Annotated in this window: 12 protein-coding genes and 1 pseudogene; 8 read left to right on the forward strand and 5 right to left on the reverse strand. The window is 63.1% G+C overall.

Annotated elements, in window-relative coordinates:
• The first annotated feature begins 87 nt into the window (after positions 1-87).
• Positions 88-2,532, forward strand: coding sequence for a TonB-dependent receptor (locus CKW37_RS08730; RefSeq protein WP_095155284.1), 2,445 nt, complete (start codon positions 88-90; stop codon positions 2,530-2,532).
• A 51-nt stretch (positions 2,533-2,583) separates the two neighbouring features.
• On the opposite strand, the gene CKW37_RS08735 is transcribed toward CKW37_RS08730, so the two are convergent.
• Entirely contained in the window at positions 2,584-3,678 is a 1,095-nt protein-coding gene (locus CKW37_RS08735) for an NAD(P)-dependent alcohol dehydrogenase (protein WP_095155285.1), read from the reverse strand.
• 197 nt (positions 3,679-3,875) lie between these two features.
• On the opposite strand from CKW37_RS08735, the gene CKW37_RS08740 reads away from it, so the two are divergent.
• From CKW37_RS08740 to CKW37_RS08760, 5 genes and pseudogenes are all read left to right on the forward strand, one after another.
• On the forward strand, positions 3,876-5,069 hold the full coding sequence (locus tag CKW37_RS08740) for a GAF domain-containing sensor histidine kinase (protein WP_095155286.1): 1,194 nt from the start codon (positions 3,876-3,878) through the stop codon (positions 5,067-5,069).
• 200 nt (positions 5,070-5,269) lie between these two features.
• Positions 5,270-6,259, forward strand: coding sequence for an aldo/keto reductase (locus tag CKW37_RS08745; protein ID WP_095155287.1), 990 nt, complete (start codon positions 5,270-5,272; stop codon positions 6,257-6,259).
• Positions 6,260-6,418, forward strand: a pseudogene (locus CKW37_RS33170) (carboxymuconolactone decarboxylase); the annotation flags it as partial. It lies immediately after the preceding gene.
• Entirely contained in the window at positions 6,415-7,482 is a 1,068-nt protein-coding gene (locus CKW37_RS08755) for an alpha/beta hydrolase (protein WP_095155288.1), read from the forward strand. The pseudogene CKW37_RS33170 and the gene CKW37_RS08755, both read left to right, overlap by 4 nt.
• Positions 7,483-7,556: 74 nt before the next feature.
• Positions 7,557-8,450, forward strand: a complete 894-nt coding sequence (locus CKW37_RS08760) for a LysR family transcriptional regulator (protein WP_095155289.1) — start codon at positions 7,557-7,559, stop codon at positions 8,448-8,450.
• Here CKW37_RS08760 and CKW37_RS08765 read toward each other — a convergent pair.
• The gene (locus CKW37_RS08765; protein WP_095155290.1) at positions 8,438-9,418 is read right to left on the reverse strand and encodes a D-2-hydroxyacid dehydrogenase family protein; all 981 of its coding nucleotides are present in this window, start codon (positions 9,416-9,418) and stop codon (positions 8,438-8,440) included. The genes CKW37_RS08760 and CKW37_RS08765 overlap by 13 nt on opposite strands.
• Before the next feature lie 206 nt (positions 9,419-9,624).
• On the opposite strand from CKW37_RS08765, the gene CKW37_RS08770 reads away from it, so the two are divergent.
• The gene (locus CKW37_RS08770) at positions 9,625-9,933 is read left to right on the forward strand and encodes a hypothetical protein (protein WP_095155291.1); all 309 of its coding nucleotides are present in this window, start codon (positions 9,625-9,627) and stop codon (positions 9,931-9,933) included.
• A gap of 1 nt (position 9,934) precedes the next feature.
• On the opposite strand, the gene CKW37_RS08775 is transcribed toward CKW37_RS08770, so the two are convergent.
• Positions 9,935-10,840: a LysR family transcriptional regulator gene (locus CKW37_RS08775; RefSeq protein WP_095155292.1), complete on the reverse strand. Its 906-nt coding sequence runs from the start codon at positions 10,838-10,840 to the stop codon at positions 9,935-9,937.
• A 182-nt stretch (positions 10,841-11,022) separates the two neighbouring features.
• Between CKW37_RS08775 and CKW37_RS08780 the strand changes: the two genes are divergently transcribed.
• Entirely contained in the window at positions 11,023-11,424 is a 402-nt protein-coding gene (locus CKW37_RS08780) for a hypothetical protein (protein ID WP_143501946.1), read from the forward strand.
• A 365-nt stretch (positions 11,425-11,789) separates the two neighbouring features.
• Here CKW37_RS08780 and CKW37_RS08785 read toward each other — a convergent pair whose 3' ends face one another.
• Together CKW37_RS08785 and CKW37_RS08790 are read right to left on the reverse strand one after the other, a co-directional pair.
• Positions 11,790-14,876, reverse strand: a complete 3,087-nt coding sequence (locus CKW37_RS08785) for an efflux RND transporter permease subunit (RefSeq protein ID WP_095155294.1) — start codon at positions 14,874-14,876, stop codon at positions 11,790-11,792.
• Positions 14,873-15,991 (reverse strand): efflux RND transporter periplasmic adaptor subunit, encoded by a 1,119-nt coding sequence (locus CKW37_RS08790; RefSeq protein WP_095155295.1) that lies wholly within the window; start codon positions 15,989-15,991, stop codon positions 14,873-14,875. The genes CKW37_RS08785 and CKW37_RS08790 overlap by 4 nt, the downstream gene beginning before the upstream one ends.
• Between the last annotated feature and the right edge of the window lie 21 nt (positions 15,992-16,012).

Raw genomic sequence — 16,012 nt, forward strand, 5'->3', positions numbered from 1 at the left:
TTCACGCGGCACTGTCAGGTTTGAAATGTTCAGCGTCTTTCCCATTTGAGAGTGATTTTTAATTAGCTGATTTCAGCGGGGAGAGACATGCAACAATCCTTCAAACGTGCCGCGCTCGGCCTGGCGATGAGTACGGCCTGCGGCCTGGCGTTTGCCGTGAGCACCCAGACACTGGCGGCCGATGCCGCACAAAGCGCGACCCGCGCCTTTGCGATTCCGGCCGGCCCTCTCGGCCAGGCACTGACGCGCTTCAGCGATCAGAGCGGCCTGCGCCTGATCGTCAACAGCGAATTGCTGGCCGGGCGCAACAGCCCGGGCCTGAACGGCCATTACAGCGTCGCCCAGGGCGTGCAACGCCTGCTCGCCGGCAGCGGCCTGAGCGCGGCGCTGAGCGGTGACACCCTGCTGATCACCGAAGCCACGCAAGAGGGCTCGGCCATGGAACTGGGCGTGACCCGCATCAACTCCGAGCAACTGGGCGCCACCACCGAAGGCAGTGGTTCCTACACCACCGGCGCGGTCACCCTGGGCAAGAGCGCGCAGAAGTTGAAGGACATCCCGCAGTCGGTCAGCGTGCTGACGCGCAAGCGCATGGACGACCAGAACATCGTCAACCTCAAGCAGGCGCTGGAAAACACCACCGGCGTGAGCGCGATCAAGTCGCCCGGCTCCGGCCTGTTCATTTTCTCCCGCGGCTTCGACATCGAGAGCATCCAGTACGACGGCGTGCCGGTGCCGCGTAACGTCTATTCGCTGGGCAGCTACATCAGCGAGAACATGTCGATCTACGACCGCATGGAAGTCATGCGCGGTGCCGCCAGCCTGCTGCAAGGCGCGAATAACCCGGGCGGCGCGATCAACATGGTGCGCAAGCGCCCGCAGGCCGAGCCGACCGTGACCCTGACCACCAAGGCCGGGAGCTGGGACCGCTACGGCATGCAGGTCGACGCCGGCAGCGCGCTCAACGATGAAGGGACGGTCCGCGGCCGCGCGGTGGTCGACTACCAGAAGGGCAACTCCTTCACCGACTCGCTGTGGAACTGGGAACAGACCGTCTACGCCGCGCTGGACTTCGACCTCAGCAGCGACACCACGCTAGGCGTCGGCGCGAGCAACAAGAAGACCCACTACCAGCCGTACATGATCGGCCTGCCGCGCAACCGCGACGGCAGCCGCCTGGACGTCGGCCGTTCGACCTATGTCGGCGCCAACTGGAACCGCGCCAGCAGCGACCAGACCGCCATCTACCTCGACCTCGAGCACCGCTTCAACGACGCCTGGCGCTTCAAGGCCTCGGCCTTGGGCATGTTCGAGTCCAACGAAGCGGTGTACCAGTTCATCACCGGCGCCGCAGGGCCAGGCCCGAAACCGATCTATGCCGACTACGGCACCGACTTCAGCAACCACAACCTGGGCCTGGACATGTACGTCGATGGCCAGTTCGAAGGGCTGGGCTTCAAGCAGAGCCTGGTGCTGGGTGCCAACTATTCGAAATACACCACCGACGATGGCTACGCCCGCGCCTTCACCCCCGGCGTGGACATCACCAACGTCGACCATGACCGCCCGTACCAGACCTACAACGGCATCGCCGACCGCGCCAACCTGACCACCAGCCAATACGACGTGCGCCAGAAAGGCATCTACGCCAGCTACCGGATCAACCTGCTGGAGCCGCTGACCCTGGTGCTGGGCAGCCGGGCGAGCTGGTATGAAATGAGCTACGACGCGGACAACTACTTCCAGCGCGAAATCGACGGCGATCCGGTGCACTCCACCGCCCAGAGCACCGGCAAGGTCACTCCGTTCGCCGGCCTGGTCTACGCCCTCAACGAGCAGTGGTCGGCCTATGCCAGCTACGCCGACGTGTTCATTCCGCAAAGCGAACGCGGCCTCAACCAGGCGCCGCTGAAACCGATCACCGGCACCAACTATGAAATCGGTATCAAGGGCGAGTTGATGGACGGCCGCCTGAACACCTCGCTGACGGTATTCCGCTACCTGCATGAAAACCGTGCGGTCGCCGACCTGGACAGTGGTTTCGAGTGCGATGGCTGGTACTGCTCGATGGCCAGCGGCAAGGTGCGCAGCCAGGGGATCGAACTGGAAGTGAACGGCGAGGTGCTGCCGGGCCTGCAACTGTCCAGCGGCTACACCTACAACACCACCCGCTTCATGGACGACCCGGAACTCAAGGGCAAGACGTTCAGCACCTTCACCCCCAAGCACATGCTGCGGGTGTGGGCCGACTACCAGTTGCCGGGTGACCTGGAGCGCGTCAGCATCGGCGGCGGCGTCAACAGCCAGAGCCGCACCATCGGCTTCGACCGCGCCTATGAAGCCAGCGGCTTCTCCATCTGGAGCGCGCGGGTGGCCTACAAGGTCAGCGATCAGGTCAGCGTGGCGGCCAACCTGAACAACCTGTTCGACAAGGACTACGTGATTCCGTCGTACGGGACGCTGGCCGGCAACAACTACTTCGGCGACCCGCGCAACGTGATGTTCACCCTGACCTACACGCCGACCTTCTGAGGCGCGGCGTCAACACACGGGACGCCCGCCGCCGGGCGCCCCGCTCCCTTGCTACGGCTTGATCGCGATCTTGAGCACGCCGTCGCGCTGATGGGCGAACAGGTCATAGGCCGCGACGATGTCGCCCAGCGGGTAATGGTGGGTCACCAGTGAGCCGAAATCCGCCCGGTTCGACGCGATCACGCTCATCAGCCGGCGCATGCGCTCCTTGCCGCCAGGACACAGCGCGGTATTGATCCGGTGGTCTCCCAGGCCGGCAGCAAAAGCCGCGAGCGGGATCTTCACATCGCTGGAGTACACGCCCAGGCTGGAAAGCGTGCCGCCCGGCTTGAGCACCTTCATGGCCTGCTCGAACGTCGACGGCAGCCCCAGGCATTCGATGGAAGAATCGGCGCCGCGCCCACGGGTCAGCTTCATCACCTCCTCCACCACATCGCACTGGTTGAAGTTCAGCGTGATGTCGGCGCCCATGGTCCGGGAAATGCCCAGGCGATGGTCGTTGCCATCGACCGCGATGATGGTCGACGCGCCCAGCAGCCGCGCCCCGGCGGTTGCGCACAGGCCGATCGGCCCCTGCGCGAAGATGACCACGGTGTCGCCGATGCGGATATTGGCGTTCTCCGCACCCTTGAAGCCGGTCGACATGATGTCGGGGCACATCAACACCTGTTCATCGGTCAGGCCATCGGGAATCGGCGCCAGATTGCCCTCGGCATCCGGCACCAGCACGTATTCGGCCTGGGTGCCGTCGATCAGGTTGCCGAAGCGCCAGCCGGCCGTGGCCTTGTAGCCGTGGCATTCGCAAGCGCCGCGGTCCAGCAGGTAACTGCCGTCCTGCGAGGCAACCCCGTCCTGAGCGGCGTAGGAATTGAAGTTGGGGCAGATCGCCCCGGCGATCACCCGCTGGCCTTCCTTGTAGCCCTTGACCGCGCTGCCGAGCTTCTCGATCACCCCCACCGGCTCATGGCCAACGGTCAGCCCCCGGGCGATCGGGTACTCGCCCTTGAGAATATGCACATCGGTGCCGCAGATGGTCGTCGTGGTGATGCGAATCAGCGCATCGGTGGGGCCAACGTCCGGGATCGGCTTATCCGCCAGTTCGATTCGCCCGGGCGCTACGAAAACGGCTGCTCTCATCGTGGCCATCTCTCATCCTCCTGACTGCTGAAATGTGCTGAGCCATCAAGCAAAGCCCAGCCAGCGCCGTCTGGCAAACATCAGGGGGAATGTTGTTGGCTATTGATCGCGTTCAGAACAGCCGTTTGAACTTCCGAGCGCCGGTTATTGGCCCGCCTGCCGATTAACGATTACTCTCTCGAAGCACTCACTCGAACGCCCCGAACATGACCAGCCCAGAGTTTTCGCAAGACATCAATGCCGTTCAAGCTATCCAAGCGGTGCCGGTCATCCTGAGCATGGTCAAGCACTACACCGGGATGCGCTTCGCCGCCGTGGCCCGGGTGACCGAAAAGAACTGGGTGACCTGCGCCGTCGATGATTCCATTGAGTTCGGCTTGAAGCCCGGTGACGAACTGGTGCTTGAATCAACCATCTGCCACGAAATCCGCCAGCACCGAAAGCCGGTGATCTTTGGCCATGCCAGCCAGCACCCGGTTTTTTCCCTGCACCACACCCCCAAAACCTACGGACTCGAGAGCTACATCTCGATTCCCATCGTCAAGGCCAATGGCGACTTCTTCGGCACCCTGTGCGCCATCGACTCGGTACCCGCCCACCTTGATGAACCGTCAATAGCCCAGACGCTGACCCTCTTCGCCCAATTGATCGCGATGAGCCTCGACACTCACGACACCCTTCACACCACTCAGGCCGCATTGGCGAGCGCCCATGAACAAGGCCGGCTGCGCGAGCAGTTCGTCGCGGTGCTCGGTCACGACTTGCGCACCCCGCTCAGTGCCGTCCGGATGAGCGCCGACCTGCTGGAAACCAAGACCACCGATAAACGATCACTCAAACTGGTGTCGGCGATCCGCAACAGCGCCCTCCGCATGGGCGTGCTGATCGAAAACGTGCTGGACCTGGCGCGCGGCCGGATGGGCGGCGGGATTCCGATCAAGCGGCAACTGGTCGATGACCTCGGCCACACGCTTGGCCTGACCCTGGCTGAGCATCAAAGCTCACACCCGAACGTCACCTTCCTGCCTGCGCTGGACCTGCCGAGCGGCGTCTATTGCGACCCGGTGCGGATCAGCCAGGTGCTCTCGAACCTGTTGGGCAATGCCGTGACTCACGGCTCGACCACCACGCCGGTCACCGTCCAGGCCCACGCGCTGAACGATGAAATCGTCATCTCCGTGACCAACCAGGGCCCACCCATCCCCGCGCAACTGATGCCGTTGCTGTTTGAACCCTTTACCCGCTCGGAGGCAGGGCAACACGGTGAAGGCCTGGGCTTGGGGCTGTATATCGCCTCGCAGATTGTGACGGCCCACAACGGCACCCTGAACGTTGTCTCCACGCCCGAAGCGGGCACCTGTTTCGTCGCGAGATTCCCCGCGAAGCTGCAATGGGCCTGACCTGAAACAGGGCGGTCAACCACGACCGCCGCCTGTTTGGCGCCGAGCGTTACCCCACTAATGAATCATCTTCATAAGTGCTTGCCGATTTATCCATCTAGTCCCCATCCCCCTCCTCGCTTAGTGTTTTCCCAACGAATGTGCGTCAGGCCAAAAGCTCGCGCGCACGCCTGCCAACGGTTTGAACAGGGAAACGGGACATGCAAAAGCGCCAACTCGGCAACAGCGCTCTGGAAGTATCGGCCCTGGGACTGGGCTGCATGGGCCTCAGCCACGGCTACGGCCCGGCCACCGACACTCGACAGGCCATCGCGCTGATCCGGGCAGCGGTCGAGCGCGGCGTCACCTTCTTCGACACCGCGGAGGTCTACGGCCCTTACCTGAATGAGCAAGTGGTGGGTCAGGCGCTGGCGCCGGTGCGTGACAAGGTAGTGATCGCCACCAAGTTCGGCTTCACCTTCGGCTCGGACAACAAGGAGCAGATTCTCAACAGCCGCCCGGAGCACATCCGCATAGCGGTCGAGGGTTCCTTGCGCAGGTTGAAGACCGATGTCATCGACCTGCTCTACCAGCACCGGGTCGATCCTGACGTTCCCATAGAGGATGTCGCGGGCGCGGTGAAAGAGCTGATCTGGGAAGGCAAGGTCAAACACTTCGGCCTCTCGGAAGCGGGCGCGCAAACCATTCGCCGCGCCCACGCGGTCCAGCCCGTCACCGCCTTGCAGAGCGAGTATTCGCTGTGGTGGCGCGAGCCGGAGCAGGAGATTCTCCCGACCCTCGCCGAGCTGGGTATCGGTTTCGTACCATTCAGCCCGCTGGGCAAGGGCTTTCTCACTGGTGCGGTCGCGGCGGACGCCTCGTTTGGCAGCGACGACTTCCGCAGCATCGTGCCGCGCTTCAGCCCGCAAGCCCTGCAGGCCAATCAGGCGCTGGTGGTCGTGGTCCGCGAACTGGCGGCGCAGAAAGCCGTGACTCCCGCACAGATCGCCCTCGCCTGGCTGCTCGCCCAAGCGCCCTGGATCGTGCCCATTCCCGGAACGACCAAGTTGCACCGCCTGGAAGAAAACCTCGGCGGCGCGGACATCACGCTCACTGAAAGTGACCTGCGGGCCATCGACTCGGCACTGTCGCAGGTACGCATCCTCGGCGACCGCTATCCCGAGGCGCTCAAGGCCCGCGTCGGGCGCTAGTTGCGCTCGCACATGAGCGCGAGCCTTCGGGTCGGGCTGAGTGCGGAACAGTTGCATCACGTCTACCAAGTGTTAGCCGAACGGGGCGATGAACAGTCAGGCAGGCGAGCGAGTACCGCATTGGCACAAGCACTTGCGTTATCAGGAGAAAAATCATGAGAAATACCTTTTTGAAAGCCTCGCTCATGGCCGCAATGGTCGGCCTCTCCACAGGCGAAGCCAGCGCCGCGGACTACAAGGCCAACCCGTTTACCCTGGTCTACGACGGCGCGCTTGCGAAAAATGAGCCCGGCAAGGTCAACCTCCATCCCGTTACCTACAAATTGAATGGCCTGGATATCGCCGCCAACGTCTACACCCCGGCCGACTACGACCCGAAGAAGGCGTACCCGACGGTCGTCGTCGCCCACCCGAATGGCGGGGTGAAAGAGCAAGTCGCCGGCCTCTACGCGCAGCGCCTGGCTGAGCAGGGCTACATCACCATCACCGCAGATGCCGCCTACCAGGGCGGCAGCGCAGGACAGCCGCGCAGTGTCGACAAGCCGGCAAACCGGATCGAGGATATCCACGGCATGGCGGACTTCATCACCCGCTATGCCGGGGTCGATGGTGAGCGCGTGGGGCTGCTGGGTATCTGTGGCGGCGGGGGCTATTCGTTGGCGGCTGCCGAGACCGACAAGCGCTTCAAGTCGGTGGCCACCGTCAGCATGTTCAATTCCGGGCGGGTTCGTCGCAATGGCTACAACGACTCGCAACTGGATACCGTCCAGCAACGCCTGCGCCAGGCTTCCGCGGCCCGCGCCCAGGAAGCGGCCGGCGGCGCGGTGCTCTACTCGGGCGATGCCAACCTGACGGATGAACAGATCGCCAAACTGCCCTTCGACCTGTACCGCGAGGGTTACGCGTACTACTGGAAGACCCACGCCCACCCCAACTCGACCTTTAAGTACACCACCAGCAGCCTGCTCGACCTGATGCGCTTCGATGCCACCGACCAGATCGAACTGATCGACCAGCCCTTGCTGATGATTGCCGGCAGCAAGGCGGACAGCCTGTACATGACCAGGGACGCATTCGCCAAAGCGACCGGCACCCAGGACAAGGAACTGTTCATGATCGACGGCGCGACCCATATCGAAACCTACTGGGTGCCGCGCTATGTGGACGCGGCGATGGGCAAGTTGACGGCGTTCTACGCTAAAACCCTGTCTGATCCGCGTTGAGCGCACTTCAGCTTCGCCATGCGGGACCGGGCTGCATCGGATAATCTCGGGCGTCTCATAAGAGGTTTTCACCCATGTACCGTCCCAACCTCAACGACCTGCAAGCCTTCGTGGTGATTACCCGCGAGGGCAGCTTCACCCGCGCGGCGGCGCAGCTCGGGGTTTCGCAGTCGGCCCTGAGCCACACCCTTCGCGCCCTCGAAGCGCGGCTCGGGGTGCGGCTGCTGACCCGCACCACCCGCAGCGTCTCGACCACCGAAGCCGGCCAGCGCCTGTACCTGTCCATGGCGCCGTTGTTCGCGGAGATCGATCAGGAACTGGCGGTCGTCAGCGAGTACCGCGACACCCCGGCCGGCACCGTGCGCATTTCAGCGTCCGAACATGCGGCGAACAACATCCTCTGGCCCGCGCTGCTCAAGGTGCTTCCCGACTACCCGGACATCCATGTCGAAATCACCGTCGACTATGCCCTCACCGACATCGTCGCGCAGCGCTATGACGCCGGGGTCCGGCTGGGCGAACAGGTCGCCAGGGACATGATTGCCGTGCCGATCGGCCCGTCGCTGCGCATGGCGGTGGTGGGCTCGCCGAAGTACTTCGAAAACCGCCCGGTACCGTTGGTGCCGGGCGATCTTGCCGGCCACAACTGCATCAATCTGCGCCTGCCCACTCACGGCAGCCTGTTGCAATGGGACTTCGAGCAAGACGGCCGCGAGCTGAAAGTCCGCGTCGAAGGCCAATGGACGTTCAACAGCAGCCTGCCGATCCTGCGCGGCGCGATAGCCGGGTGCGGGCTGGGTTTCCTGCCGGAGGACATGGTGACGAAGGAAGTGGCCGATGGATCGCTGATACGGGTGCTCGAGGACTGGTGCCAGCCGTTCGCCGGCTACCACCTCTATTACCCGAACCGCCGCGAGCATTCCTCGGCGTTCCGGGTGGTGGTGGATGCACTGCGTTACAGCTGCTGAATCGCCAGGGCCTGCGGGTTCGCGACGTTCTTCGGCTGACCCTCGAAGAACGCCCGCACATTGTCGAAGGCGTCACCGAAGTACAGCGCGTAACCATTTTTCTCCACGTAACCCAGGTGCGGCGTGCACAGCGCACGCGGGTGGCGCAGCAGTGGATGGCTCGGGTCGAGCACCGGTTCTTCCTCATACACATCCACGGCGGCAAAGCCCGGCCGCCCGGCATCGAGCGCCTGCAGCAAGGCGCCGGGGGCGATCAGTTCGGCGCGGCTGATGTTCACCAGCAAGGCGTCGGCCTTCATCTTCGACAGGTCGTCGAGGGTCACAATATGGCGCGTACGCTCGGACAGGCGCAGGTTGAGGCTGATGATGTCCGACTCGGCGAAGAACGCCTCGCGCGACGCCGCAGCACGATGTCCATCGGCTTCGGCAGCGGCGCGGCTGCTCTCACTGCCCCACACCAGCACCGGCAGGTCGAACGCCTGGGCATAGCGCGCCAGCCGCTGGCCGATCTTGCCGTAACCCCAGATGCCGAGAACCTGCCCCGCCACCGCCTGGCCCAGATTGACCTGCCATTGACCGCGCCTGAACCCCTCGATGGCCGGCACAAGCTGACGCCGCGCATTGAGGATCAGCGCCCACGCCAGCTCCGCCGGCGCCACCGGCGAGCCGCGCCCTTCGGTCACGACGATGCCACGCGCGGTGCAGGCGTCCAGTTCGAGATGACCGGCAACCTTGCCGGTCTGGCTGATCAAGCGCAGTTTCGGCAACCGGTCCAGCAACGCGGCATCGATACGGGTGCGCTCGCGGGTGAGCACCAGCGCGTCCGCCTCGGCGAAGCGTGCGGCCAGTTCGTCCAGCGAGGCCGGTTGTCGCTCATGAAAGACCGTGACCTCATGCCCGGCCAGCAGGCTGTAGCAGTCGAGCGTGCGGATCACGTTCTGGTAGTCGTCGGGGATGACAATGCGCATGGTGATGGGAGCCTGCCGGTTGTGTGGGGTTAGACGATAGCTGAATGCAGGAAGTTAACGAGAGGTGATGGCTAGACTCAATGGCACAATCCTTGGTACTGATTTAGCCAACACCGTCGACGGTGAAGTAAAGGAGATCGCGACATGACCCAACGGCTGCTGAAACTGCGTCTGACGCCGGGGCCTGTGCTGGCGGAGAAACGCTCATGAGCTTCGCGGATGTGCTGTATCGCGGGCCGGTTGACCTCACGCTGACCTACGGCGAGCCCGGCGGCCTTGGCCGGGAAGCCCAGCGCCTGGGTGCCGATCTGGTGCTGAGCCGCCGCACCAAGGATCGCCCGCTCGCCGTGCTGTTGCCCAAAGCGCTGTACCTCGATGTGCTCAAGGGCCCCAGCCGCGCTCGCCTGACCCTGCCGGACGGACGAGTGTTCGCCGGGCGTGTGACCGAGCGCACCGGCAATGGCGAGTATTTCGAGCTGGTCGAGGACGGTGAGTGCGTGCAGAGCACTGATTGAATCAAGCGCTGGCCTCGCACAGCGCGCGAATCTTGCGCCGCAGCCACTGGTGCGCGGGGTCGTTCTGAAAGCGCGGGTGCCACGCCTGGGTGAACAACACGGTTTCCAGCGGCATCGGCAGGTCAAACAGGCGGATACGCAAGCCAGCCGCCAGCGCGCTGCGGGCCAGATGGTCGGACAATGGCAGCAGCAAGTCGGAATCCTGCAAGGCGAAAAAGGCGGTAAACGGCGTGGACACCACCAGCGCCACATGCCGCCGCAACCCTTGAGCCTCCAGCGCAGTATCGATCGGGCCAACCGTCTTGCCGCGCCGGGAGACGCCGATATGATCCCAGCGCGTGAGCCGTTCAGCCGTGATGTCGTCATCGAAAATCGGATGGTTCTCGCGGGCGATGCCGACGAAGGTCGTGGTGAACAACGACTGCACGCGGATTTCCGGGCCGAGCTTGCGCGACCCACTGATAAACAGATCGATGCGGCCACTGCGCAGTGCCTCGTCGTCCACGTCATCTTCCTCGGGTGAGAAGCGCAGCATGGCGCGCGGCATCTCGGCCGCTATCGCCTCCAGCAGCCGGCCCGAATGAAGGCCGACGAAGACATCATTGGCACGCACATTGAAACGCCGCTCCAGCGTTTTCAGGTCGACATCGGCGGTGGGCTTGAACACCTGCGTCGCCTGTTCGACCGCCGCGCGCACCTGCTCGCGCAACGCCAGCGCCCGCGGCGTCGGCACCAGCTTGCGCCCCGCCTGCACGAACACCGGATCGCCCAGGGTCTCGCGGATACGACCGAGGGTGCGGCTCATCGCCGGCGGGCTCAGGTTCATGCGCCGGGCCGCGCCGACCACGCTGCCCTCCTCCAGCAGGATGTCCAGCGCGAGCAGCAGGTTCAGGTCAGGGTGCTCCATCGCGGGCCTCATCTCAGTTGCGTTAAACGGAATGTCAGGCCAATACCAATGCACCAAACGGCATGCAAATACCAGTGCGGCGTGCGCACGGATGAAGTGCATGGGAGAGCATTTACGGCTCATGGGCGTGAGATGAGGATGCCCCTTCACCCATGCCGCCCCCTTCCGTTCTGGAGTTGATCGTGTCCGACCTCACCTTGTCAGTGCATGCCACCGACACCTATCCCGTCATTCGCTTCCTTGCGCAAGCAGCCGTGCCCGGCTACGCAGCCCAATGGCTGGAGGACATGGGCAAACTGCTTGCCGCCGGCGCGCCATTCGCCGTGATCTACCCGGAAGGCTCACACCAGGAAAGCCATGAGGACCGCAAGGTCAGGGGGCTGTGGCTCAAGCAAAACCGCAATGAATTGGCGGCGCTGTGCAGGGTGCTGGTCAGCGTTGAGCCGGATGCGCAGAAGCGTGAAGACGCCCAGGCGCAATTGGCTGGGCTTAGCAAGGCTTTTGGTGTGCTGCAGGTGGTTGCTGCAACGGAGGTGGAGGCGTTGGAGTTGGCTCGGTCTTATGTGGCGGGTGAAAAGGATTGATACGACCTGGCTGTGCCTAACAAACCCACAAGAAAGTCGTGGCGCAAAATCGAGCGCTGACCACAACTGCTTCGGCCTAACGACAACAGCTCACTCATACGCCAGGCACATCAGCGCTACCGCCGCCGTGATACGCGTCTCGTCGATATGAGCCGCGGTACCGGGGTCCACACTTCCCACCGCCAGTACCAGAAACTGTCTTGCCACTCTCACCGGGTCCTCACAGCGAGCGCATTGCCAGAGTGCTTTTTCGACGTACACCTGGTACTGGCAATAGCGCTGCCGCCAGCGTTTCGGGGGTATCTTTGAACTCCACTTACTGCAATCACACTCAACATTGCGGTTTCTCTCGATGGACTGCGCATTCAAGCGGGCTGTGCGCTCAAGGCTCGGGGGCTATCGGGTTTGATCCTGAACCAGATGGCGTACATGGCTGGCAGAAACACCAGCGTCAACACGGTGCCTGCGAGGGTGCCGCCAATCAGGGTGTACGCGAGCGTTCCCCAGAACACCGAATGAGTCAGCGGAATAAACGCCAGGACCGCCGCGAGCGCAGTCAGGATCACCGGGCGCGCTCGCTGAACAGTGGCTTCGACCACCGCCTGGAACGGCGCCAAACCTGCCTGCTGGTTATGGTGGATTTGTCCGATCAAGATCAGCGTGTTGCGCATCAAGATGCCCGACAACGCGATCAGCCCGACCAGTGCGTTAATGCCAAACGGCTGCTGGAACAACAGCAACGTGGGCACCACACCAATCAAGCCGAGTGGGCTGGTGAGAAAAACCATGACCATCGACGAGATTGAGCGCACCTGCAGAATCAGGATCACCAGGGTGAGCGCGAGCATGATCGGAAACAGCGGCAGCATCGCCACCATCGCTTTGCCGGACTCTTCAATGGCGCCCGCCTCCTGAATGCGATAGCCACTCGGTAGCTGTTTTACGAGGGGTTGCAGTTGCTGAGTGATGGCCCCGGATACATCCGGCGGCTGCAGACCTTCGGCGATGTCACCGCGAACGGTGATGGTTGGCACGCGGTCGCGCCTGCGTAACACCGGCTCCTCCATGCGCACTTCTACCTCGCCCACCTGCGACAGCGGAATACGCTCGCCGTTGGCGCCCGCCAGGGTGAAATCCATAATCCTGGCAGGATCAAAGCGGATAGCTCCGGCGGCGCGGGCCATGACCTGCACCGTACGAATGTCCTCGCGCACGGCCGTGATGGGGACGCCACTCAAGAGGAACTGCAGTTGTTGTGCGACGGCACTGGAGCTCAAGCCCACAGCCTGCAACCGATCCTGCTGCAAGGTGAAATGCAGTGTTGGCGTACGCGAGCCCCAGTCGGTGTTGACCGTGCGCATCAGTGGGCTGGTATCCAGCACTTGCTGCACCTGGCCAGCAATGCGGCGCAGGGTGTCCGGGTCTGGACCGCTCACGCGATAGGCCACCGGAAAGGGCGAGTATGGGCCGAACACCAATTGGGTCACCCGCACACGCGCCTCACCCGCCAACCCCTCGGATATGGCCTGACGGAGCCGGTGCTTGAGTGTCTCTCTCTCAGTCTCGTTGCCGGTGCGAACCACTATCTTGGCGAACGAGGGGTCCGGCAACTCCGGGCTCATTGCCATGTAAAAACGCGGGGCCCCTTGGCCAATGTAAGTGGTAACAATCCTGGCCTCGTCCTGTTTTGCCAGCCACGCTTCCACCTGTTCTGCCGCGGCACTGGTTTGTGCAATCGAGGTTCCATACGGCATCTGCACTTCCACCAATACCTCAGGGCGATCCGAGATGGGGAAGAACTGTTTCTTCACCAACCCCATCCCCACGATGGCCGCTACAAACAGGCCAATCACGGCGCCGGCCACCAGCCATTTGTGCGCGATGACACGCGTCAGTAACTGGCGGAAACGGTTGTAGCGCGGGGTGTCGTAAAGCGTGTCGTGGCCACCTTGCACTTGCTTGATGTCGGGCAGCAACTTGACGCCGAAATACGGCGTAAACACTACGGCAACCAACCAGGAAGCGATCAGGGCAATGCCAACAATCCAGAACATATTGCTGGTGTATTCGCCGGCCGTGGAGCGGGCAAAACCATTGGGCATAAAACCGACCGCCGTGACCAGCGTACCCGACAGCATCGGCGCGGCCGTATGGCTCCAGGCGTAGGCCGACGCGGCGATACGGCTGTAGCCCTCTTCCATTTTCACCACCATCATCTCGATGGCGATAATCGCGTCATCCACCAACAGGCCCAGTGCCAGGATCAGCGAACCCAAGGTGATACGGTCGAAGTTTTTCCCGCTCGCGGCCATCACCACAAACACAATCGCCAAGGTCAGCGGCACCGCGGCTGCAACCACCACGCCGACTCGCCAACCCATGCTGAGAAAACTCACCAGCATGACCACCAGTAGTGCGACGAAGAACTTGACCATGAACTCGTCTACCGCCGAACTGATGTTGACCGCCTGATCGGTCACTTTGGTCAGGCTCATGCCCAGGGGCAGTTCGGCATTGATTGCACCGACCTCGCCGTCCAAGGCCCTCCCCAGGTCCAGCCCGTTCCAGCCATCGCGCATAACGATGCCCAGCAACAGCGCCGGTTCGCCACCGTTGCGGATCAAGAAAGTCGCCGGGTCTTCATAGCCACGGCTGACCGTGGCGACATCCGACAGTTTTAGCGTGTGCCCCTGCGCCACGATGGGGGTTTCTCGGATCTTTTCTAACTGGTCGAACGCGCCATCCAGGCGAAGAAACACCTGTGAACCTCTGGTCTCCACCGAGCCTGCCGGCGTCAGCGCGTTTTGCCCGTTGAGCGCAGCGAACACCTCTTGCGGGCCGATGCCCAGGGTAGCCAGGCGTTCATGGGAAAACTCCACATAAATGCGCTCGGGTTGTTCGCCTACGATGTTGACCTTTTTTACCCCGGGCACATGCAGCAGGCGTTGTCGTAAGGTCTCTGCATCGCGCACCAGTGCGCGCTGCGGCTCACCTTTGGCTTTGAGCGCGAACAAGGCAAAGGTGACATCCGAATACTCGTCGTTGACCATCGGCCCGATCACACCGGCCGGCAGTTCCTTCGCTTCATCGGCCACTTTTTTGCGCGCCTGGTAAAACTCCTCCAGCACTTGCGAAGGCGGCGTGGTGTCGAGCAGCGATAACGTCGTGAAGGCCAGACCAGGCCGCGTGTAGGTTTCGCTGCGGTCGTACCAGCGCAACTCTTGTAGGCGCTTCTCGATTTTCTCCGCGACCTGGTCCTGCATTTCTTGAGGGGTTGCACCAGGCCAGGCGGTGACAATGGTCATCACCTTGACGGTGAACGCCGGGTCTTCGGCACGCCCCAATTTGAAGAAGGCAATTAGCCCGGCCAGCGAAATCAGCAAGACCATAAACAGCGTGACCGAATGTTCGCGAACCGCCAGCGCCGACAGGTTGAAACGGCCGTCGCTCATGGGCGAGCTCCCGCAACGGCTGCAACATCACGTTGAGCGGGGACACGAACCTCCTGGCCCTCACGCAGCAGGTGCGCACCCAGCGCGACGACAACCTCGCCCGCTTTCAGCGGGCCACTCACGCTCGCACCGCTTTCATCCAGGTGCTGCACCACCACCGCTTGCCACCGCACACGGGCGGGTTCGCCGCTTACCACCCAAACCCCCGGCCCGTTGCCCGCGTCGTACAGGGCACCTATGGGGACGTACTGACTGCCCTCTGGCACCCGCGAAAGCGGGTCCGCGATCCGCAAGGTGATGGTGCTGCCCAGAGGCGCCTTCGCCAGCTCCCCTTCCAGCACATAGCGCGCTTCGAACGTGCGGGTTTGCCGGTCGGCCACATCCGAGAGCTGCCGCAACTGAGTGGCCGCGCCAGCGCCCTGTGTACCAAACAGCGTGGCCTGGGCCGCAGACCCGAGTGCCGGCCGCAGGTTTTCTGGCAGTTGGATAACCGCTTCACGCGGCCCGGCATGCGCCACTCGCACCACCACTTGCCCGGCGTTAACCACTTGACCCGGCTCCACTAGCGTGTCCATCACCACGCCATCGGCATCCGCCAGCAACTCGGCATAAGTGGTGGCATTTATCGCGACTTCCGCTTGCGCCTGAGCGGCGCTGAGCTGGGCCTTGGCTGAGTCGGCGTCGGCCTTGTACTGGTCGTAGGTCGATGCAGATACCGCCCCGGTTCCCCGCAGCCGGCGATAGCGCGCTTCATCGTCTGCCGTTTGCAGCGCCCGCGCTCGCACCGCCGCCACCGCTTGGCGTTGTGCATTGGCGGCCAGTTTTAGATCGACAGGATCGAGGCGCATCAGGGGTTGCCCGCGCTTGACGGTTTGACCGGTGTCCACCAAGCGCTCAAGCACCTTGCCCGCTACGCGAAACCCCAAGTCACTTTCGACGCGCGCCGCCACCGTTCCTGTAAACGCACGCCCCACCACCAGCCCCGGCTGAACGGTGACAACCCGTACCAGCGGCGCAGCGGTGCGGGGATCGGCTGGCGTGGGTTCGCCGCAGGCAACCAGCGCAAAGGGAGTTACGCAGATAACGGCAGGTAAAACGAAGCGGCGCAGGAGCATAAGAAGCCCATCACAAAAGGA

The sequence above is a fragment of the Pseudomonas sp. Irchel 3E13 genome (assembly GCF_900187455.1).
GTDB lineage: Bacteria > Pseudomonadota > Gammaproteobacteria > Pseudomonadales > Pseudomonadaceae > Aquipseudomonas.

Bases quoted from the DNA above. Each gene is read 5' to 3' on its own strand.
- CKW37_RS08775 (WP_095155292.1), bottom strand. From the start codon at position 10,840: ATGGAGCACCCTGACCTGAACCTGCTGCTCGCGCTGGACATCCTGCTG.
- CKW37_RS08790 (WP_095155295.1), bottom strand. From the start codon at position 15,991: ATGCTCCTGCGCCGCTTCGTTTTACCTGCCGTTATCTGCGTAACTCCC.
- CKW37_RS08740 (WP_095155286.1), top strand. From the start codon at position 3,876: ATGACCAGCCCAGAGTTTTCGCAAGACATCAATGCCGTTCAAGCTATC.
- CKW37_RS08730 (WP_095155284.1), top strand. From the start codon at position 88: ATGCAACAATCCTTCAAACGTGCCGCGCTCGGCCTGGCGATGAGTACG.
- CKW37_RS08765 (WP_095155290.1), bottom strand. From the start codon at position 9,418: ATGCGCATTGTCATCCCCGACGACTACCAGAACGTGATCCGCACGCTC.
- CKW37_RS08785 (WP_095155294.1), bottom strand. From the start codon at position 14,876: ATGAGCGACGGCCGTTTCAACCTGTCGGCGCTGGCGGTTCGCGAACAT.
- CKW37_RS08735 (WP_095155285.1), bottom strand. From the start codon at position 3,678: ATGGCCACGATGAGAGCAGCCGTTTTCGTAGCGCCCGGGCGAATCGAA.
- CKW37_RS08770 (WP_095155291.1), top strand. From the start codon at position 9,625: ATGAGCTTCGCGGATGTGCTGTATCGCGGGCCGGTTGACCTCACGCTG.
- CKW37_RS08755 (WP_095155288.1), top strand. From the start codon at position 6,415: ATGAGAAATACCTTTTTGAAAGCCTCGCTCATGGCCGCAATGGTCGGC.
- CKW37_RS08760 (WP_095155289.1), top strand. From the start codon at position 7,557: ATGTACCGTCCCAACCTCAACGACCTGCAAGCCTTCGTGGTGATTACC.
- CKW37_RS08745 (WP_095155287.1), top strand. From the start codon at position 5,270: ATGCAAAAGCGCCAACTCGGCAACAGCGCTCTGGAAGTATCGGCCCTG.